This is a genomic window from Streptococcus infantis (genome assembly GCF_047464415.1).
Taxonomy (GTDB): Bacteria; Bacillota; Bacilli; order Lactobacillales; family Streptococcaceae; genus Streptococcus; species Streptococcus infantis_AE.
The window spans coordinates 78,621-99,829 of record NZ_JASHBX010000002.1 but is presented as its reverse complement, the minus strand read 5'-3'; the positions used below and the strand labels follow the sequence as shown (position 1 = coordinate 99,829).

Here is a 21,209-nt window from a genome sequence, read left to right as displayed (position 1 = left end):
TGCAACTTTTTACCTTCATTTCCGAATATAAAAGTGAACAAGAAAAAAGGAGGAAAGTTCAATGACAAATTTCGAAAATATTGACAATCAATTTGTATCGCTATCTGAAAATGAATTATCAGATATTGATGGTGGTCTCGCTCCCTTGGTTGTCTTTGGAGTAGCAGTATCTTGGAAAGCTATTGCTGGCGGAACAGCACTTGTAGGCTCTGGCTTGGCAGCTGGTTATTTTTTAGGAGGTTAGTATGATTAAAGGTTTAGACAAATATCGTGAAATTTCTAATAAAGAATTGCAAGAAATCAAGGGTGGTTTTGGTGCCGGTGTTGGTATAGCTTTATTTATGGCAGCTTACACCATTGGAAAAGATCTCCGTAAAAAGTTTGGATAAGTCATGCTAGATAAAAGACACATTTTTAGAAAGATAAATTTTATTTTCTTCATCTCTTACAGTTTGATCAGTATTCTCAATGATTTAAACATTACGACTATACCATTGCCAATTGATTTATCTGTTTGTATTGTTTTATTTTTATGCTTTAACTCTATTTTTGAACAGAACAAGCACTACTGTAAAAATAAGGATAAGGCCTGAAAATATGACCTTCGTTTGAGGGAAAATTGGACACCGAATTTGAAAAATCCACCCTATCTTAATAGTTGGGGTGGATTTTTTGTGTAGCTGAGTTCGCTATTTTTTTAAACCTATTTTAAAGATAGGCATTCGTTCAATCAGCAGATATAAATAAACAACTGAAGCTAAGCATTCAAACCAAAGTAAAATACAAGCCAGACCACATAGGTCACAAGAAGGAGGAAAATAGAATACAGTATTACAAAGAGAATTTTCCAGTGTATAGCTGTTTTTCTATGTTCCAACCGAACAAATAGTAGATTGCCACCGTAAACACAGGCAACAAAAACAGCAAATATCAAGAGACGAATCGCGATAGCTAGTTGAAACATAGAGAGCCTCCTTTCTCCAATTCTAAAGGCAAATATTTCAAAATCATCATCTAACGAAAAGGAGCAAATAGCCTCGAAAGGAGTCCAAGCAGTTGTAGCAATATGTAGAATTTCCATCCAAATAGGTGAAACACAAAATCAAACATAGCTAGTCCTCCTTAATCAAGAAAAACCTCTTTTCTAACTTTATTATAGCACTTGCATCGGATGTCTTCAAATACTTATACAAGGTAAAATGAAACCCATTTCAAGCTCCTTACTTTCATGTTTCCTGCTTTTACTAATTCCCCTTTTTATGTTATAATTGAGATAATTGTAACGAATCAAGGTCAATAAAGACAAAAGATGAACTGGAATCAAACCAGCTTCAAACTGAGCATTTTTGAATATAGCTGACCTGAAAGCAGAAAGGAAACATATGATTTACAAAGTTTTTTATCAAGAAACAAAAGACCGTAGCCCACGTCGTGAAACAACACGCTCACTATACTTAGACATCGATGCTAGTTCAGAACTTGAAGGACGTATCGCTGCCCGCCAACTTGTCGAAGAAAATCGTCCAGAATATAATATCGAGTATATCGAACTCTTGTCTGACAAATTGCTAGACTACGAAAAAGAAACTGGCGCATTCGAAATTACGGAGTTCTAATATGGCCTACACTCTTAAACCAGAAGAAGTCGGCGTTTTTGCCATTGGTGGTCTAGGAGAAATCGGAAAAAACACATATGGTATCGAATACCAAGACGAAATTATCATCGTTGATGCAGGGATTAAATTCCCTGAGGATGACCTACTTGGTATCGACTACGTTATCCCTGATTACTCTTATATTGTAGAAAATATCGACCGCGTCAAGGCTCTCTTGATTACACACGGACACGAGGACCATATCGGAGGGATTCCTTTCTTGCTCAAGCAAGCAAACATCCCTATCTATGCTGGTCCACTGGCCCTTGCCTTAATCCGTGGAAAACTCGAAGAGCATGGACTTTTGCGCAATGCTACACTTCACGAAATCAACCACAACACGGAGTTGACCTTTAAAAACCTTAAAGCAACTTTCTTTAAAACAACCCACTCGATTCCAGAGCCTTTGGGAATCGTCATCCATACACCTCAAGGGAAAATCGTTTGTACGGGAGACTTCAAGTTTGACTTTACACCAGTTGGTGAACCTGCAGACTTACACCGTATGGCAGCCCTAGGTGAAGACGGAGTGCTTTGCTTACTCTCTGACTCGACCAATGCTGAAGTGCCAACCTTTACAAACTCTGAAAAGGTTGTCGGCCAGTCGATCATGAAGATTATCCAAGGTATCGAAGGACGTATCATCTTTGCATCCTTTGCCTCAAATATCTTCCGTCTCCAGCAAGCAACGGAAGCTGCTGTTAAGACCGGGCGTAAGATCGCAGTCTTTGGGCGCTCTATGGAGAAAGCCATTGTCAACGGGATTGAACTTGGCTACATCAAGGCGCCTAAGGGAACCTTCATCGAGCCAAATGAAATCAAAGACTACCCTGCGGGTGAGATTCTTATCCTCTGTACAGGTAGTCAGGGCGAACCTATGGCAGCCCTCTCTCGTATCGCTAACGGAACCCACCGTCAAGTGCAACTCCAACCTGGTGATACCGTTATCTTCTCATCTAGCCCAATTCCAGGAAACACCACTAGCGTCAACAAATTGATTAACATCATTTCTGAAGCTGGTGTTGAAGTCATCCATGGTAAGATTAATAACATCCATACATCTGGACACGGTGGCCAGCAAGAGCAAAAACTCATGCTCCGCCTCATTAAACCAAAATACTTCATGCCTGTTCACGGTGAATATCGTATGCAAAAAGTCCACGCTGGACTAGCGGTGGATACTGGAGTTGAGAAGGACAATATCTTTATCATGAGCAATGGTGATGTGCTTGCCCTCACTGCAGATTCTGCTCGTATCGCAGGTCATTTCAACGCTCAGGATATCTACGTCGATGGAAATCGTATCGGCGAAATCGGTGCAGCTGTGCTTAAAGATCGTCGCGATCTATCTGAAGATGGTGTTGTCCTTGCTGTCGCAACCGTTGACTTCAAGTCTCAGATGATCCTATCTGGGCCAGATATTCTCAGCCGTGGATTCGTCTACATGAGAGAGTCTGGCGACTTGATTCGCCAAAGCCAACGTATCCTTTTCAATGCTATTCGTATCGCATTGAAAAACAAGGATGCCAGCGTCCAATCTGTCAATGGCGCTATCGTAAATGCCATTCGACCATTCCTTTACGAAAATACTGAACGTGAACCAATTATCATCCCGATGATTCTCACACCAGATGAAGAATAAGAAAAAATTCTCTGAAATCCTATGACTTCAGAGAATTTTTGTTATTTTACAACAAGTTCGTAACGAGTTTTGCTGGTGAAAGTTTCACCTGCTTTAAGAATGACTTGGTCTTTAAGGTCACTATGAATAGCATCTGGTAAAGCTTGTGCTTCAAGAGCAATTCCATTGTGCTGAATCATTGGCTGACCAGCGATGATGACACTCTCATCCACAAAGTTTGCTGTGTAGACCACAAAGCAAGGAGCCTCTGTCTTGAAGAGCAAGAAGCGACCTGAACCTTGGTCATAGAGGAAGCCAGCATTGTCATGTCCTGCAGGAAGAGCAAATGGATGGTCCAAACCAGATACGAGTTGGATTTGCTCATCTTCTTCTGCAAAGATATCTTTCAACAAAGCACCATTGTAGATATGTTTGACCACATCACGGTTAGCATCTGGAGTTTTAGCTGGAACACCGTCAGGAGCGATTGGATAGATACCCTCTGTGTTCAGTTGGAAAACATGGCGGTCAACTGTCTGAGTGAAATCACCTGACAAGTTAAAGTAGCTATGATTAGTTGGATTGACCAAGGTATCCTGGTCTGTCGTTACCTTGTAACTAACTTCGTAGGCACCACTTTCTTCCAAGTTGTAGCTAATCCAGATCTTAAGATTTCCAGGGAAACCTCCAGTCCCGTCTGCTCTTTCTGTGTAAAGAGTCAAACCATGATCATTCACTTCGACTAGCTCAAACAAGCTAGAATCCCAACCAGTTGAGCCACTGTGGTTACAGTTGCTAGCGTTGTTGACTTCTAGTTCATAGGTCTTCCCATTGAGTTCAAATGTTGCACCTGCAATACGACCTGCAACTGGACCTACACTTGCTCCATGTTTAGGGCTATTTCCCACATAGCTTTCGAAATCGTCAAAACCTAGAATAACATTGGCAAAATTGCCAGTCTTATCTGGAGTTACATAGCGTAAAATTGTTGCTCCATAGGTCATAATTTCCAGTTGGTAGCCTACCTCCGTTTCAAAACGGTAAGCGAGGACATCCTTGCCATCAACTTTCCCAAATACACGTTCTGTGTATGCTTTCATCCTTCTCTCCTTTTTCTATTTCAATTAAGTAAACAAACCATAGAAAGCGCATTCACGTTCTATGGTTTTATTGTATGATTTACAGATACCTTTGTCAAGAAACCATAGATATTTTATTAACAAAAGTCGTTTCTTCTATTTCTGATCTATGCTTCTACACGTTCAGTCCATGAAGTAGCTGTTGTTTGAAGTACTTTATTGAGTTCATCAATGTTTTCAAATCCAGTTGTACGAAGCCATTCGCGAGCTGCTGCTTCTCCATCTTTGATGTAAGCTTCAACAGATCCAGCCCATGTTGCACGTCCACAAAGAACACCATTGAAGTTTGCACCTGATTCGTGGGCAAAGACAAGTGTCTCTTGGAAGAGTTTAGCGGATACACCTGCACTCAAGTAGATGTATGGAAGGTTAGTCGCTTCATCTTGTGCTTTGAAGAAAGCAGCTGCTTCTTCACGTGTATGAACGATTTCGCCATCACCAAAACCTTCAACATATTTAACGTTAACTGGAACTTCAACTTTCAAGACATCGATGTTGAAACGTGGATCTGAGAAGACTTTCATAGCGCCGATAACCTTGTGTGGTTTTACTTTAGCGTATTCAGCAGAACCTGCGTCAGCAATTTTTTCATCATAGGCAAGAATTTCAAGGAAGAATGGAATATCTTCAGCTACACACTCAGAACCAATACGTTCAATGTAGGCTTGTTTTTGTTGGTTAAGTTCGTCAGAGCTATCTACGTCATAGTAAAGCAAGAACTTAACAGCATCTGCACCTTGTTCTTTGATACGTTTTGCAGACCAAACATCCAAGCAGTCTGGCAAACGTTTTGTACTTGTTGTGTCGTAACCTGTTTTTTCATAAGCAAGGAGAAGACCTGCTTTTTCATCAAGAGCTTTAGTCGCTGGAAGTCCATACTCAGGGTCAAGAAGCATAGATGAAGCGTATTTTGTCAATTCATCCGCTACCAAGACTTTAAGTTCTTCCATTTGAGCTACTGTTGGCTCTTCTGTTTGGTATTGAGCCATGAGGCGTTTCAAAGCACCACGTTGGTCAAAAGCAAGAGCTGAGATGATACCATTCTCATCAGAGAGTTTTTGCATGCAAGCAAGTTTATTTGGGCTTAATGTTAATTTACTCATAGATTCTTCCTTATTTTTCAAATTCGTGAATGATGACACCTTGAACGACACGGTTAACTGTACCTGTAGGTGATGGTGTATCTGGTCTGTTACCAACTTTAAGTGAAGTCAAGAGAGCAAATAACTGACCATAAACGATGTAAGGGAAGACACGGTAAACATCATTCAGAACCCCACCGCATCCAAGTGCTACTTCCTTAACATTTTCAAGGCCAAAAGTTTGATCACTCAAAAGCACTACGCGTCGAGCAATTTGGTCGCCTGCAACTTCACGAACCAAGTCCAAATCATACTTGCGAGTGTAGTCTGTGGTTGAACCAAATACCAAAACAACTGTATCTTCATTGATCAAAGATTTTGGACCATGACGGAAGCCAACTGGGCTTTCATACATAGTCGCTACTTGACCAGCAGTCAATTCCAAAATTTTAAGCTGTGCTTCATGAGACAGACCAAAGAATGGACCTGCACCTAGATAAATCACTCGGTTAAAGTCTAGGTCAACCAACTCTTTGACATCTGCCACATTGTCAAGAACTTTGCGAGCTAAACTAGATAGCACGTCGAAACGTTCAGCTTTAACAGCAAATTCTGTTGGATCAAATACCAAAAGTGCAGTCAACATCATTGAAGTGAAGCTTGAAGTCATGGCAAAGCCAGCATCGTTAGAAGCAGCTGGTTGCAAGAGCAAGAGGTTGCGGTCATCACCATGTGCTTGGAGAGCTAATTTCCCTTCAGCAGCACAAGTGATAGTCACTTGATAAAGCTCATCAACCAAAGCTTTAGCCAGGTCAACTGTTGCTACACTCTCAGGTGAGTTTCCACTACGTGCGAATGATACCAAAACAGTTGCAACATCTTTTTTCAAATAAGTTTGTGGGTTTGCTACGATATCAGTTGTCGCAATAGCGTTGAAATTCCATTTACGCTCGTCATAGACTTCCTTGAAGTAAGGAACCAAGGTATCACCTACATAAGCTGAAGTACCAGCACCAGTTAAGATAACTTTAATGTAGTCATGTTTATCTGCAATGCCTTGCAAGAAGGCTGCAATTTCATCACGTCGTTCTTGATAAGCTTCAAAAGCTTCTTTCCAAACATCTGGTTGTTGGTAGATTTCGCGTGTTGTGATTTCTGCTCCCAACTCAAGCAATTCTTCTTTTGTATAATCTAGCATTGAGTCCCTCTAATCTATTATTATATTGTTTTTTATTTAAAATATGGGAATGGGAGTAAGCCCCATTCCCATTTATATTCTATGAAATGTGTTCTAACAGTATTTCAGTTATTACACCTTATTCGTCTTCATCGTCGTCGAAGCTTGCCAATAAATCATTAACTTTCACAATGCTTTCTGAAGCACGACTCTTATAATCTGCATCAGCGCCAGTTAGACTCGCATTGATAAATTCAATCACCATTGGAAGATTCATTCCTGCATAAAGTTCGATGTCACGACCTTCCATAATCAAACGGCTCACCACGTTACATGGAGTTCCGCCAAGGAGGTCAGCAAAGACTAGGAAATCATCCAAACCTTCGACAACAGCTTCAAATTTCGCAGTGAAATCTTCTGGTCCATCTTCTGGAAGAAGAGCTACCGCATGAATGTTGTCTTGTGGACCCATAATCATTTCTGTGCTACCTTTAAGTTCTTCACAGAAACGACCGTGACTCACTAAAATCAATGATCTAGTCATAAATTATGCGCCCATTCCAAGTACAAATTTACCGATGAATGAAAGTCCAACTGCAAGAGCAATGATGATACCGATTGCTTTAGTTGAGTTCATACCTTTCTTACCAAGCAACCAGAAGATGAATGCTGTGAAGATTGCTGGAAGCAAGCGTGGGAAGATTGAGTTCAAGATATCTTGGAAGTCAATCATTTTCTCACCGATTGGCAATTTGTATGAAATTTCAAAGTTGATCATTGTTGCTACAAGAGCACCCATCATGAACACACCAAGTACAGATGCAGCTTCAATCAAAGCTGTCAAAGTGCTTTGCATGTTGTTGATAAGGTTAACCCCTTCTTTGTATGCAAATTCCAATTGTTTCCAACGGAAGATGTCATACGCTACTGCAACTGCGATCCAAAGGAAGATACCCCAAGGTTGACCAGCGATAGCCATTGTTGCAGCGATAGATCCCATGATAGCAGGTACAAGTGAACCAAAGATAGTATCTCCAAGAGGAGCGAATGGTCCCATCAAACCTGTCTTGATACCGTTAACCGCATCTTTTGAGTCAACGCCATCTTTTTCTTCCATGGCAAGGTCAAAACCAGCGATGATTGTGTGGAAGAATGGTGAAGTGTTGAAGAATTGAGTATGAACTTTCATCATTTCTTTCAACTCAGGAGTTCCATCTCCATACATTTTACGCAATTGTGGCAAGATCATGTAAAGGTAACCTGATGCTTGCATACGTTCGTAGTTCCATCCCAATTGGAAAGTGAACAAGCTACGTTTGTTAATTTGATTAAAATCTTCTTTTGTTAATTTGTAATTAGAATTCGTCATCTTCAATTTCCCCACTTTCTGATGGTGTAGAAGGTGCTGCTACAGCAACTTTTTGGCTGTTCTTGAAGTGAACAACTGCAAGGAAGATACCTACGATAGAGACACCAATCATAGACAAACCTTTGAAGTTGTTGGCAAAGCCAATTTTTTCAGCAACGTCAGCAGGAAGAGTGCCAATGAGACCAGCAACTGCTCCACCAAGACCTGTTACGTATGAGTAAAGTACAGTCAACATAGCTGTCAAACCGAATCCCATAGCAAGGTAGTGAAGGTTACGTTTAACTGGAAGGTAACGAAGCAAGATAGCGAATCCAAGACCTGGAAGCATACGACCTGCAAGAGTCAAACCGTCTGCAACCCATTGGAATTCTTTAACAAAGTTTACAACTGCTTGTACGAATTCTCCACCGAAAGCAAGGGCGAAGAATACTGGAAGGGCACGAGAAGCAGCCCAAGGAAGCGCACCAAGAAGGTAGTTACGTTCGATTCCTTTGTAGTCAAAGCGTTCGATCGCAGCATCAATACGGTGTGCGAAGAATGTAGTAGTCATACGACCAAGTACGTCGAAGTAAGTCAAAAGTGCCGCTACTGGTACAGCGATTGTAGTGATCGCAAGATCTGTTTCGATACCTTGTGAAACTGAGAAAGCTGTCGCAAGAACCGCACCAGAAGTTGCGTCGATACGAGAAGCACCACCGAAGGTACCTACCCCAAGGACAAACAACTGCAAGCTACCACCGATAAACAAACCAGTTGTCAAATCTCCCATGATCAAACCAGTAATGAAACCAGCGAATACAGGGGAACCTGCAGAAGAAACGATCGTCAACTCATCACAGATTTGATAAGCTGAGTACAGAGTGAGAAGTAAAATTTGCCACCATTGTATCATAACAATGACCTCCTAAAAATTTTTTCCTATTTTAATAAGCTCAAAAAGTCTGAAACTGGATCATTTGGAACCATTTGAGCAGTAAGTTTAACACCTTTTTCCGCCAATTTGTGGAAATCTTCTACGTCTTTATCTACAACGTTGATTGAACGTGTGATCGCACGTGTTTCTGGTGTTTGAGACATGTTGCCGACATTGACAGTTTCAAGTGGCACACCTGCTTCTACCAAACCGAGGAAACGGTCAGGTTTGCGTGCTACAATCAAAAGACGTTGGCTATCGTATTTTCCAGCAAGGATATTGGCTGCAGCTTTTTCAACTGGCAAAATGCTAAGTTTTACACCTGGTGGTGTTGCAAGTTTCAATCCGCTCTTTTCAACATCGTTGTTAACAACTTCATTGTCAACGACCATGATACGTGAAACATTAAGTTTAGCAGACCAAAGGTTTGCTACTTGTCCGTGGATCAAACGTCCATCGATACGGCATCCTACAATTGTCATAAATTTTCCCCCTTTATATGTTTTAGTGTAGGTTTACGAGTTAAATGTATGTGATCTTTATACTCCCCTTCAGTTTCAAAGATAATGATGCGGTTAGCACCTTCCTTGAGATAGCTGTGCGGAATATAAAGCGATAAGGTTGGACCAACATTCCAGAAACGACCTAGATGATGTCCATTGACATAGGCAATCCCTTTACCAAACTCAGATAAGTCTAAGTAGGTATCCTTTGGCACCTCAACTTCAAAGTCGTAGGCGTAAAAAGCAGGTTGTCCTTCTGTCCATCCTTTTGAGAAATCAATCTTTTCAGGATTATCTAGTGGAAGCGGATAGTGTTCCCAGTTCAGCATAAAGTGTAGGTCTTTGCAGACACCTGTACGAATCCCTTTTCGTTGTGTATCTGCTAGGAACTTATGCCCGTAATTGACACGCCCCATATTTTCAATAAGGATGTCAAATCTAGAGAGCGCTTTCTTTTTTCCTTGATAGAAGATATCTTCTCCAATTTCAGTCTGGTACTGAGTTGCGACCCATTTCCCATCTACGAATAGCTGAGCTCTATCTCGACCGTCAATGATACGGATGCGTTCTTCTTCTGCATCCCAACTAGCTTCTGTACGATAGAGTAGGTAGCCATAGCTTTGTCCCAACTCTTCCATTTTCTTAGGATAGAGACTCTCGATTGGACTTGTCAGGCTATCCAAGGTTTCAAAGAGAGAAACTTTCTCAACCAGTGGAATGTTTTCGACTTCCATGCTCTCTTTGTAAAGCGGCTCTAATTGTGGATAATCAGGATAGTAAGTCGCCATCATTTCTTTAACTGCCATGTATTTAGCAGTTGGATTGCCAGCTTCATTAAGGAGAGCGTCATAATCATAAGATGTTACTTGTGGTAAATCGATGGTTCCTCGAGCTGAACAACCATTCATAAAACCAAAGTTGGTTCCACCGTGGAACATGTAAAGGTTGATAGAGCCTTGCTCTAGTACCTCATGTACGGCTTCTGCTAACTCCTCTGGCTCACGCGTGATGACTGGTTCTTTCCATCGGTTAAACCATCCATCCCAGAATTCCATACACATGAGTGGCCATTTCTTGTCATGCTCATCAAAGAACTCTTGCATTTGCGAGAAGTTAAAGTTTGCTTTTGAACCAAAGTTCCCTGTCACAAAGAGATCATCTTTAATCAAGGTACCAGCTTTCAGAGTTGCTCGCCATGGACCATCAGATGTAAAGAGCGGACAAGTCACTGAACGTTCTTCCATCAATCGGCGAATCTCACGCAAGTAGGTCTTGTCCTCACCGTATGAACCGTACTCATTTTCAACCTGCATCATGAGGATGTTACCACCATTGTCCAACAATCTTGAAACAAGACGCGGAAGTAAATGATCGTAGTAACGTCCTACCATTTCAACAAAGGCTGGATCAGAGGAGCGGATTCGCATGTCTTTAGTTAAAAGCCATGCTGGTAAACCACCAAATTCCCACTCTGCACAGATAAAGGGAGATGGTCGAACAATAGCATACAAGCCTAAGTCCTGAGCTGTCTGAAGAAATTTTTCAATATTAAGATTGCCTTCAAAATTGAAGTTTCCTTCAGTTGGCTCATGCAAATTCCAAGCGACGTAAGTTTCAACAGTGTTGAAGCCTAAAGCCTTGAGATTGTACAATGAATGATACCAGTCTTCTTCAGGAATTCTAAAATAATGAATGGCACCAGATAAAATTTTGAATGGTTTCCCATCTAGGTAAAAATCATCCTCAATTTTAAACCTTGTCATTTTACCACCCCATACTTTTTTCGTTTGCGCTTTCATTTGTTGTTATATTAAATGATAAACTAATGAATCCATCTTGTCAATAGATTTTTCGAAAATTATTTAAAATTTTTCTTTTTTTTACTGAATTGTTTTCTAAAATTCTTGTAAAAAATTTTTTTCTTAAATATTTTCGATCTAGATAGCATAAATGTATGAGTTTTTAACCGTAAATAATATGTAAGTCAATCGCTTAGAATATTATTTTATTTTTTTACATTATTTACTATCATTTTCAAACTATTTATGGTAAAATCGAAGATGGAGAAGGAAAATATGAGGTGAAAATATGGCAATTCCAAAATATCAATATATCAAAGATGAATTGAAAAACAAAATCATTTCAGGTCAATTTGCAAGTGGCGACAAATTCTACACTGAAGCAGAATTGATTTCAATGTATGACGTAAGTTCAATCACTGTTGTTCGCGCCTTAAACGACCTTGCTAAAGACGGTTATATTGTCCGCCAACAAGGAAAAGGAACCTTTGTGGCTCGCGCTCGCAAGCACAAACTCGTAGAATTTTCTGATGTAGAAATTTTTGAAACCAAGGACGATAAAGTCACTGTTCTTTCTATTGAACGCGGTAACGATCTTAACTACTTAGAAAAATTGGGATTGCGTGGCGATCAATTTTATTACAAAATCGAACGTATCCGTGAATCTAACGGTGTTACTTATATCTACCACACATCTTATATCCCTGAACAATACATCAATGCAAACTATCCAAATCTTGAATACTATAGTTCTATCTATAATCGTTTCAAATTGGACTACCACATTCACATGAATGACGAGCATTTTGAAGAAATCAATGAAATTGTATTTCCAACTCCAGAACATGCTGCTTCTATCCTAGGAATCGACTCTCAGTTCCCAACTGTTCTCCAAACCAAGACAACTAAACTTGAGTCAACTGGCCAAGTATTGGAATACATTGAAACTTACAAACGTTCTGATTTCTATAAGATTAAATTTATCTCATGTGGTCGCGATCACTAAACATTAAAAAGTCTGAGACAATCGTTTCAGGCTTTTCTGTTTTTCATTATAGCACGCTAGCTTTTAGTAGGAAATATCAAATGACTTTAAACTATAATTTGGAGAAATTTTACTAAAAACAGAGTAAAAATTGAAAATTAGTTCAAATTAAATAACTTCTTATATTTTTTATAGGTATTTTATTAAAATACTTGACTTTACTAGTTTCAGATAATACAATGGAATCAGTTTGTGAAAACGCTACCAAAACAATAAATTAGGAGGTTATTTAATGAAACCAGAAAATAAACAGCGTTTCTCTATTCGTAAATACGCAATCGGAGCAGCTTCTGTCTTGATCGGCTTTGCCTTTCATGCGCAAGCTGTTGCCGCTGATGGAGTCGTACCTACTACAACAGAGAATCAACCTACTATCCAAGCTACAGGTGAATCGTCTCCACAGGCCAGCGAAGAAAAACTTGAAACTAGTCCTACACCAGAAGCCGTAGCTCCTGCAGCTCCAGCGACACCTGTAACAAACACTGAAGCACCAAAAGTTGAAGCTACTCCTGCACCTGTCGTAGAAGAACCTGTTACAAATCAAGTCGCTCCAGCTGAACCAGAAGTAGTTAAAGAAGTCGAGAAGGCTGAAAAAGAAGATAATAAAGAAATTGCTAAAGTTGAAGCTCCTACAGTCACCACAGAGAGAGCAGCTCAAGTCAATGAAAAACTGGCTAAAAAGAAAATCGTTTCTATTGATGCTGGACGTAAATACTTCTCTCCAGATCAACTAAAAGAAATTATCGACAAGGCAAAACACTATGGCTATACTGATCTTCATCTCCTAGTCGGAAATGATGGCTTGCGTTTTATGCTTGATGACATGTCTCTAACTGTAGGGGACAAAACTTATGCAAGCGATGATGTCAAACGTGCTGTTGAAAATGGAACCAATGCTTACTACAACGATCCAAACGGCAATCATCTAACTGAAAGCCAAATGACCGATTTGATTAACTATGCTAAGGATAAAGGTATTGGACTTATCCCATCTGTTAACAGTCCTGGCCACATGGACGCTATCCTTAATGCTATGAAAGAATTGGGTATTGAAAAGCCTAACTTTAACTATTTTGGTAAAGAATCAGCACGTACTGTTGACCTTGACAATGAAAAAGCTGTTGCCTTCACAAAAGCTTTGATTGATAAGTATGCAGGCTACTTTGCTGGTAAGTCTGAAATCTTCAACATCGGTTTGGATGAGTACGCTAATGATGCTACTGATGCCAAAGGATGGAGCGTTCTTCAAGCCTATAAATGGTATCCAGAAGATGGATTCCCAGACAAAGGCTACGACAAATTCATCGCCTATGCAAATGACCTAGCTCGTATCGTCAAATCTCACGGTCTAAAACCTATGGCCTTCAACGACGGTATCTACTATAATAGCGATACAAGTTTTGGTACCTTTGACAAGGACATCATCGTCTCTATGTGGACTGGTGGCTGGGGTGGTTACGATGTCGCTTCTTCTAAGTTACTAGCTGAAAAAGGACACGAAATCCTCAATACTAACGATGCTTGGTACTATGTTCTCGGCCGTAATGCTGACGGACAAGGTTGGTACAACCTTGATCAAGGATTGAACGGCATTAAGAGCACACCGATCACTTCTGTACCAAAAACAGAAGGAGCTGACGTTCCTATTATTGGTGGTATGGTAGCAGCTTGGGCTGATACTCCATCTGCTCGCTACTCTCCATCTCGTCTCTTCAAACTCATGCGTCAATTCGCAAACTCAAATGCTGAATATTTCGCTGCTGATTACGAGTCTGCTGAACAAGCTCTGAAAGAAGTTCCAACAGACCTTACTCGCTACACAGAAGAAAGTATTGCAGCCGTTAAAGAAGCTGAAAAAGCCATCCGCTCTCTTGATAGCAACCTCAGCCGTGCTGAACAAGATAGCATTGACCAAGCTATCGCAAAACTCCAAGAAGCTGTTGCTAACTTGACCTTCACTCCAGAAGCTCAAAAAGAAGAGGACGCTAAACGCGAAGTTGAAAAACTAGCTAAAAATAAGGTTATCTCTATTGATGCTGGTCGTAAATACTTCACGCTAGACCAACTTAAACGAATCGTTGACAAAGCCAGCGAACTTGGATACTCTGACCTTCATCTCCTCCTTGGAAATGATGGACTTCGCTTCTTACTTGATGATATGAGTATCTCAGCAAACGGCAAGACTTATGCAAGCGACGATGTAAAAAATGCCATCATAGAAGGAACAAAATCTTACTACGATGATCCTAATGGAACTACTTTGAACCAAGCCGAAATCACTGAGCTTATCCAGTATGCTAAAAACAAAGGTATTGGATTAATCCCAGCTATCAATAGCCCAGGTCACATGGATGCTATGCTTGTTGCTATGGAAAAATTAGGCATCGCAAACCCTCAAGCTAATTTTGACAAGGTTTCAAAAACAACTATGGACCTTGAGAACGAAGAAGCAATGAACTTTACAAAAGCCCTTATTAGCAAGTACATGGACTTCTTTGCAGGCAAGACTAAGATCTTTAACTATGGTACAGATGAGTATGCCAATGACGCTACCAACGCTCAAGGTTGGTACTACCTCAAATGGTATGGACTCTACGGTAAATTTGCTGAATACGCTAATAGCTTAGCTGCCATGGCTAAAGAAAAAGGTCTTCAACCAATGGCCTTTAACGACGGCTTCTACTATGAAGATAAAGATGATGTTGAGTTTGATAAAGACGTTATCATCTCTTACTGGTCTAAAGGATGGTGGGGTTACAACCTTGCATCTCCTCAATACCTAGCAAGTAAGGGGTACAAATTCCTTAACACGAATGGAGATTGGTACTACATTCTCGGTCAAAAACCAGAAGATGGTGGCGGCTTCCTCAAGAAAGCTATTGAAAATACTGAAAAAACTCCATTTAACCAACTAGCATCAACTAAATATCCTGAAGTTGACCTACCTACTGTTGGTAGTATGTTAGCTATCTGGGCTGATCGACCAAGCGCAGAATACAAGGAAGAAGAAATCTTTGAACTCATGACTGCCTTTGCAGACCACAACAAGGACTACTTCCGTGCTGACTACAAAGCGCTACGCGAAGAACTTGCTCAAATCCCTGAAAACTTAGAAGGATATAGCACAGAAAGTCTCGACGCTCTCAAGGTTGCTAAAGACGCTCTTAACTACAACCTCAATCGTAATAAACAAGCTGAGTTGGACACACTTGTAGCTAATCTTAAAGCTGCTAGACTTGGTCTTAAACCAGCTGCCACTCACTCAGGAAGCCTCGATGAGAGTGAAACTGCTGTTACAGTTGAAAACCGACCAGAGCTTCTTGTTAAGACAGAAGAAATTCCGTTTGAGATCGTTAAGAAAGAAAATCCTAACCTTCCAGCAGGACAAGAGAAAGTCATCACTGTTGGTGTCAAAGGAGAACGTACTAAGTATCTTTCAGTTGTGACTGAAAATGGCAAGCAGACAGAAACAGTTCTTGAAAATCAAGTAACGAAAGAAGCTGTCAATCAAGTTGTCGAAGTTGGAACATTAACAACACATGTAGGAGACGAAAAAGGTCAAGCTCCTGTTGCAGATACAAAACCACGTGTTGTGATCGAGGACGAAGAAATTCCATTTACAACGATCACTCGCGAGACTCCTTCGCTACCTAAGGGACAAACTCGTATAGTAACTGCAGGTGTCAACGGTCGTCGTAGCCATTTCTACTCTGTGACTACTGCTGCTGATGGATCTGAAGTTAAAACATTGGTTACTAGCGTTGTCGCTCAAGAACCAGTCGCTCAAGTGATTGAAGTTGGCAACCCTGTCACTCACCTTGGCGATGAACATGGTCAAGCTGCTATCGCTGAAGAAAAACCAGCACTAGAGATTCCAAATGAACCAGCTCCAGCAACTGCTTCTGCTGAGGAAAACAAAGCCCTTCCTCAAGGCCCAGCTCCTGTAGCAAAAGAAAATAAACTTCCTGAAACAGGAAGCCAAGGTTCAGAATGGTTAATTGCTACTGGTCTTATGACTGCTCTCACAGCTTACGGACTTAGCAAGAAAAAAGATTAAGCACAAATAAAAAGCGAGACAAAAATCTCGCTTTTTATTGTGACCATTAATCACCCAAACCGATGCGTTCGAAGATCTCATCCACACGTTTAGTATAGTAAGTTGGGTTAAAGATTTCGTCAATTTCTTCTTGAGTGAGGCGTGAAGTCACTTCTGGATCTGCTTCAAGAAGTGGTTTGAAGTCGACTTGGTTATCCCATGATTGGGCTGTCTTCGGTTGAACAAGGTCGTAAGCTTGTTCACGCGTCATACCTTTTTCAATCAAAGCCAACATAGCACGTTGACTGAATATCAAACCAAATGTAGAGTTCATGTTGCGAACCATGTTTTCAGGGAAAACTGTCAAGTTTTTAACGATATTTCCAAAACGGTTGAGCATGTAGTCGATCAGAATAGTCGTATCTGGTGTGATGATGCGCTCAGCTGATGAGTGAGAGATATCACGTTCGTGCCAGAGAGCAACATTCTCATAGGCCGTAATCATGTGACCACGGATAACACGCGCAAGACCTGTCATATTTTCAGAACCGATAGGGTTACGTTTGTGAGGCATCGCTGAAGAACCTTTTTGACCTTTAGCAAAGAACTCTTCCACTTCACGTTGTTCAGATTTTTGAAGACCACGGATCTCTGTTGCCATACGCTCGATCGAAGTTGCGATGCTAGCAAGAACTGCAAAGTACTCAGCGTGAAGGTCACGAGGAAGCACCTGTGTAGAGATTTCTTGAGCACGGATACCCAATTTGTCGCAGACGTATTTTTCAACGAATGGTGGGATGTTGGCAAAGTTACCCACCGCACCAGAAATCTTACCAGCTTCCACACCAGCAGCCGCATGCTCGAAACGCTCGATGTTGCGTTTCATTTCGCTATACCAAGTCGCCAATTTAAGACCAAAGGTTGTCGGCTCAGCGTGCACACCGTGGGTACGCCCCATCATAATGGTGAACTTGTGCTCCTTAGCCTTTTCAGCGATGATGTTGGTGAAATTTTCAAGGTCACGACGGATGATGTCGTTGGCTTGCTTGTAGAGGTAACCGTAGGCAGTATCGACTACGTCAGTAGAAGTCAAACCATAGTGGACCCACTTGCGCTCTTCACCAAGAGTCTCAGAAACCGCACGTGTGAAGGCAACCACATCGTGACGCGTTTGCTGCTCGATTTCCAAAATACGGTCGATGTCAAAGTCCGCTTTTTCACGAATCAAAGCTACATCTTCCTTAGGGATTTCCCCTAACTCAGCCCATGCTTCGTCAGCTAAGATTTCCACCTCAAGCCAAGCACGGTATTTATTTTCTTCAGTCCAAATGTTCGCCATCTCAGGGCGAGAGTAACGGTTGATCATGATGTTTCTCCTTAATTTTATCTACCTAATAGTAATGATGAAATAACTCCACCTAAAGTTCCTGATATTATATCTTTAATAAACTGTTGATTGAAAAATGATGCATTTTCTTTAACAATTACAGTAAATTCAGATTCACTATTTTTTTCAGTTGCAGCAAGTAAGTCCTTTAAAATTTCGACAGATTGCTCAGACAGAACAGAAGCATTGTTAACAATCTGTTGAAGCTGTTTAGAAAGTTCCGACCACGGAAACTCAACATTCATATTAGATTTTTCTAAAATGGAATCTGTAACAATATTTGAGTTAACATTGTTATCCCCATTAAGCGTGACATTATTACCTAAACCAAAATTATTTCCAACTACATTATCATTACCTGATACAGTTGTTTGAGACACTTCCTTTTCATAGATATTTTTACTATCATAATTCTCTATATTTTGATTTTTTATATCAATGTATATATTTTTGCTTTGTTACCAAAAGATTCCGTAATAACATTAAAAACAGCATCTCTAAATTTAGCATCTTCAAAATACAATAAATAGTTTTGACTTGACCCCAAATTAAATACTATATAATATTTTGACTTCAAATGATTTTGGTGTTTATTATAAACGTACCATGCATATAAACCAAATAATATAAATCCTAAAAATGGTGGGACTAATCCAATCATAAATAGAATTATCAGAATAAGTACATCTAGTAGTGTAACTGGTGATTTAAACTCATTTTTGCTTAACATAGATAAATTTGTTATTTGGATGCTATTATTTCTAGTGATAATTACATTATTTTTTATAGTTAAGCCATCAGTTTTAATCGTATATCCATTATCAAAGTTCTTTAATAACTCAGGTATCATTATATTCTCCTTTAAATTGAATCTAAATTTAGTGATTGTTCATTCTAACATTTTTCTCTACAGCACATTCCGCTACTTTCTCGCAAATCAAAGCCACATCTTCCTTAGGGATTTCTCCCAATTCAGCTCATGCTTCGTCAGCCAAGATTTCCACCTTAAGCCAAGCACGGTATTTATTTTCTTCAGTCCAAATGTTCGCCATCTCAGGGCGAGAATAACGGTTGATCATTATTTTCTTCTATATTAAATCATTTTTTTTAATATCAAACTACAAATGTCAATAAATTTAGTACTACATATCTCCCACCATTCACTATCTAGATTTTTATCACATTTTTCTTCTTCCCTGATAATTTTAGACCTAAAAATTTCATTATCCATTATCCTATTCTCGTATTCTTCACCACCGTAAAAAATACAGTCTCTTAGCTCTAAATATTGGACTTCCGGTGATGATTTAATCTTATTATATAAGTCTTTAGCTTTTGACTTCCCTAATTTAATTTTTGAAGTGATTATAATCGTTCCAAGAGAGTAAGCTGTAAGTAAAAGAAATCTTATAACTGAAAGCACGGAAGTTATGGAATGAATTTCAAAAGAAATAGACATCTCCCTAAATCTTTTTATTAATTCAATAGCATCAGGATTCTCTTTAAAAAATAAGATAACCTCTGTAGATAAATTTAACTTCATTAGCGTTTCAAGGGTAATTGGTTCATTTGAAATTTGTCCATTAATTTCATTTACTATATAATATTGGAAAAAATATTCAAGAAGGAGGGGAACAAGTAAAGTAGTCAACACTCCAAATAACCATGTCATATTTGTTATTTTTCTTAAAGAATGCAATGGCAATAATATTGCAAAAACACTATATGCTATAAAAACCAAAATTATGTAAACTACAATAGATTTTATATCTGAAAATGATTTTACATAATCTAAAGTGAATAAAAGCATTACTAAAGGAATAAGATAATAATATAATCCCGTTAAATAATTTTTAGCTGCAATAATTATGCCAAATAATGCTATAATCATTGCTCCGATTGCTACTTTAGCAAGTAATTCTTTAAATACTGCTAGATTAAGTAAATTCAATACAGAAATAACTACAAGAACTACCATAAAACCTATATTTGTTAAATAATAAACTGCAGTACCTAATTCCCGTCTTTTCTTTAAATCAGTTTTATATCCTTTTTCAGTAATAAAAAAATATTTTCTTCTACGAATTTCCTTTAATAAACTCCATTTTAATTGCACCCAGTTGACCATTTTCTTTTTCCAAAAAAATAGTAAGCCAATAAAAATACATATCGCTACTAATTTAACTAAGTACCCAGGATGTATAAATAGCGCAATCCCAAAATATCCCAACATGATAGATATGAGTTTTTGCAATTCTAGCTTTATTTTCATAATTCCTTCACAAATTCTTCTTTCCCGATCCACACAGATGGATAGTGATCGAGTGTATTCAAATCCGTATCTAACGGTAGATCATAGATAGCTAAGTAGTTTTCAGGATATTGAGCAAGCAACTCTTCATACTTAGCTTTCACTTTTTCGTGATTGCTACTAGCATACAAGACTTCGACGACTGCTCCAGTCTTCTCTTTTTCAACAAATGCGTTGACAATGAGTTGAATCATAGCAATCTCCCGAGCCCGTATTCAGTTTTAGTGAATACGGATGCCCTTTCTCCCCTTCTTTTATACATTACATAAGTTATATGGCATCTAGATTTAACTAAGATGAACAAAAAGCCCTATTCTTTCTAGTCTCAAAGTGTTTATTTAAGCTTGTATTGTAATAAAAATTTAAAATTCTTAAATTTTCATCAGGATTAAATTCAACAAATAATATTTTTAGAACTAATTTACACATAGTAATGAACTTACATTCTATATTTTTCTACAAAATCAACACAATCATGTGCTTCACTTAGTCGCAAATCCCAATATTTTTGCAGAAGTTGAATTATTAGTTCTTTATCTACATTTGCTTCTAGTAGCGCAATAGTAGCCTTTTCAATTCCAATAATGCGCTCTTGGAACGCTGCATCATCTAATCTACTTTGAACATCATCCCTAACACGACTTAAAATCTCTCTTCCAATGTTTTCAAACATTATTTTGTAACTCCTTTTATTATTCATTGCTTGTTTATTATCATGAGGGTAGAAATTTTCTTCATCCTAAATTCAGACGCTGAGACGTACGTCATCTTTTTATTTTTACACCTTTAGTTCAGTAAACCGAACATTTATTTTATTTGTTCAGCACGTATTTTTAAATAGCTATCCCACATTTTCATCAAAACAAAAGCAACTCCCCACACCTCATAACCAAATTTAAGATTAAAATCAACGTATTTTCCAACTAAGAGAAAGAATACTAGCCAACCATTTTCCGAAATAAAGTACCAATTCGATGAAATAACTTTATTTTTAAATGTTAAATAAACATAAGGTATGGCTAATAACACTGATATAACTATAGCTGATACAATATCCTCATTTGAAACCCTTAGATAATTAAGTAAACAAGAAGTAATACTAATGACTATAACAGGGTAGAAAATATTAAATACAATATATAAGAATGTTTTTATAGATTTCATAATTTCTC

22 protein-coding genes and 1 pseudogene are annotated in these 21,209 nt (G+C 39.0%); 6 read left to right on the top strand and 17 right to left on the bottom strand.

Annotated features, from left to right (window positions below; genetic code table 11):
* Window positions 1-61: 61 nt before the first annotated feature.
* Together cibA and QM460_RS01960 are read left to right on the top strand one after the other, a co-directional pair.
* Window positions 62-244, top strand: coding sequence for a fratricide two-peptide bacteriocin subunit CibA (gene cibA, locus QM460_RS01965; RefSeq protein WP_045762528.1), 183 nt, complete (start codon window positions 62-64; stop codon window positions 242-244).
* 1 nt (window position 245) lies between these two features.
* Complete coding sequence (locus QM460_RS01960; protein ID WP_045762527.1) at window positions 246-389, top strand: bacteriocin; 144 nt, start codon at window positions 246-248, stop codon at window positions 387-389.
* 368 nt (window positions 390-757) lie between these two features.
* Here QM460_RS01960 and QM460_RS01955 read toward each other — a convergent pair whose 3' ends face one another.
* A complete protein-coding gene (locus tag QM460_RS01955) occupies window positions 758-964 on the bottom strand; it encodes a hypothetical protein (RefSeq protein WP_045762526.1) in 207 nt (68 codons plus the stop codon).
* A 418-nt stretch (window positions 965-1,382) separates the two neighbouring features.
* Between QM460_RS01955 and QM460_RS01950 the strand changes: the two genes are divergently transcribed.
* The gene (locus QM460_RS01950) at window positions 1,383-1,616 is read left to right on the top strand and encodes a DNA-dependent RNA polymerase subunit epsilon (RefSeq protein WP_000639568.1); all 234 of its coding nucleotides are present in this window, start codon (window positions 1,383-1,385) and stop codon (window positions 1,614-1,616) included.
* Window position 1,617: 1 nt separating this feature from the next.
* Window positions 1,618-3,297 (top strand): ribonuclease J1, encoded by a 1,680-nt coding sequence (rnjA, locus tag QM460_RS01945; protein WP_223140325.1) that lies wholly within the window; start codon window positions 1,618-1,620, stop codon window positions 3,295-3,297.
* A 41-nt stretch (window positions 3,298-3,338) separates the two neighbouring features.
* Here the strand turns inward: rnjA and QM460_RS01940 are convergent, their stop codons facing one another.
* The 8 genes from QM460_RS01940 to QM460_RS01905 form a co-directional block, all read right to left on the bottom strand.
* Entirely contained in the window at window positions 3,339-4,376 is a 1,038-nt protein-coding gene (locus QM460_RS01940; protein WP_414289064.1) for an aldose epimerase family protein, read from the bottom strand.
* Between the two features lie 146 nt (window positions 4,377-4,522).
* A complete protein-coding gene (lacD, locus tag QM460_RS01935; RefSeq protein ID WP_049531144.1) occupies window positions 4,523-5,518 on the bottom strand; it encodes a tagatose-bisphosphate aldolase in 996 nt (331 codons plus the stop codon).
* A 10-nt stretch (window positions 5,519-5,528) separates the two neighbouring features.
* Window positions 5,529-6,695, bottom strand: a complete 1,167-nt coding sequence (locus QM460_RS01930; RefSeq protein WP_414289062.1) for an SIS domain-containing protein — start codon at window positions 6,693-6,695, stop codon at window positions 5,529-5,531.
* A gap of 118 nt (window positions 6,696-6,813) precedes the next feature.
* Complete coding sequence (locus QM460_RS01925; RefSeq protein WP_414289060.1) at window positions 6,814-7,218, bottom strand: PTS sugar transporter subunit IIA; 405 nt, start codon at window positions 7,216-7,218, stop codon at window positions 6,814-6,816.
* A 3-nt stretch (window positions 7,219-7,221) separates the two neighbouring features.
* On the bottom strand, window positions 7,222-8,043 hold the full coding sequence (locus QM460_RS01920; protein WP_045762521.1) for a PTS system mannose/fructose/sorbose family transporter subunit IID: 822 nt from the start codon (window positions 8,041-8,043) through the stop codon (window positions 7,222-7,224).
* On the bottom strand, window positions 8,030-8,935 hold the full coding sequence (locus tag QM460_RS01915) for a PTS mannose/fructose/sorbose/N-acetylgalactosamine transporter subunit IIC (protein ID WP_373094634.1): 906 nt from the start codon (window positions 8,933-8,935) through the stop codon (window positions 8,030-8,032). The genes QM460_RS01920 and QM460_RS01915 overlap by 14 nt, the downstream gene beginning before the upstream one ends.
* Window positions 8,936-8,961: 26 nt before the next feature.
* Entirely contained in the window at window positions 8,962-9,438 is a 477-nt protein-coding gene (locus QM460_RS01910) for a PTS system mannose/fructose/N-acetylgalactosamine-transporter subunit IIB (protein ID WP_070458000.1), read from the bottom strand.
* Entirely contained in the window at window positions 9,435-11,222 is a 1,788-nt protein-coding gene (locus tag QM460_RS01905) for a glycoside hydrolase family 35 protein (protein ID WP_414289058.1), read from the bottom strand. The genes QM460_RS01910 and QM460_RS01905 overlap by 4 nt, the downstream gene beginning before the upstream one ends.
* Window positions 11,223-11,547: 325 nt before the next feature.
* Between QM460_RS01905 and QM460_RS01900 the strand changes: the two genes are divergently transcribed.
* Complete coding sequence (locus tag QM460_RS01900; RefSeq protein WP_301559247.1) at window positions 11,548-12,264, top strand: GntR family transcriptional regulator; 717 nt, start codon at window positions 11,548-11,550, stop codon at window positions 12,262-12,264.
* Window positions 12,265-12,535: 271 nt separating this feature from the next.
* Window positions 12,536-16,360, top strand: coding sequence for an LPXTG-anchored beta-N-acetylhexosaminidase StrH (gene strH / locus QM460_RS01895; RefSeq protein WP_414289056.1), 3,825 nt, complete (start codon window positions 12,536-12,538; stop codon window positions 16,358-16,360).
* Between the two features lie 46 nt (window positions 16,361-16,406).
* Here the strand turns inward: strH and purB are convergent, their stop codons facing one another.
* The 8 genes and pseudogenes from purB to QM460_RS01855 all read right to left on the bottom strand — a co-directional run bounded on the left by purB (window position 16,407) and on the right by QM460_RS01855 (window position 21,201).
* Window positions 16,407-17,705: an adenylosuccinate lyase gene (gene purB, locus QM460_RS01890; RefSeq protein ID WP_414289054.1), complete on the bottom strand. Its 1,299-nt coding sequence runs from the start codon at window positions 17,703-17,705 to the stop codon at window positions 16,407-16,409.
* A gap of 17 nt (window positions 17,706-17,722) precedes the next feature.
* Window positions 17,723-18,106, bottom strand: coding sequence for a hypothetical protein (locus QM460_RS01885; protein WP_414289053.1), 384 nt, complete (start codon window positions 18,104-18,106; stop codon window positions 17,723-17,725).
* A gap of 50 nt (window positions 18,107-18,156) precedes the next feature.
* Window positions 18,157-18,576, bottom strand: coding sequence for a hypothetical protein (locus QM460_RS01880; RefSeq protein WP_414289052.1), 420 nt, complete (start codon window positions 18,574-18,576; stop codon window positions 18,157-18,159).
* Window positions 18,577-18,706: 130 nt separating this feature from the next.
* Window positions 18,707-18,805: pseudogene (locus QM460_RS01875) on the bottom strand (adenylosuccinate lyase); the annotation flags it as partial.
* Between the two features lie 14 nt (window positions 18,806-18,819).
* Complete coding sequence (locus QM460_RS01870) at window positions 18,820-19,998, bottom strand: hypothetical protein (protein WP_414289051.1); 1,179 nt, start codon at window positions 19,996-19,998, stop codon at window positions 18,820-18,822.
* Complete coding sequence (locus QM460_RS01865; RefSeq protein WP_414289050.1) at window positions 19,995-20,231, bottom strand: phosphoribosylaminoimidazole carboxylase; 237 nt, start codon at window positions 20,229-20,231, stop codon at window positions 19,995-19,997. The genes QM460_RS01870 and QM460_RS01865 overlap by 4 nt, the downstream gene beginning before the upstream one ends.
* Window positions 20,232-20,476: 245 nt before the next feature.
* Window positions 20,477-20,710, bottom strand: coding sequence for a cell division protein MraZ (locus tag QM460_RS01860; protein WP_414289048.1), 234 nt, complete (start codon window positions 20,708-20,710; stop codon window positions 20,477-20,479).
* A 134-nt stretch (window positions 20,711-20,844) separates the two neighbouring features.
* Window positions 20,845-21,201 carry a hypothetical protein gene (locus QM460_RS01855; protein WP_414289046.1) on the bottom strand — a complete coding sequence of 119 codons (357 nt, stop codon included), beginning with the start codon at window positions 21,199-21,201 and terminating at the stop codon, window positions 20,845-20,847.
* Between the last annotated feature and the right edge of the window lie 8 nt (window positions 21,202-21,209).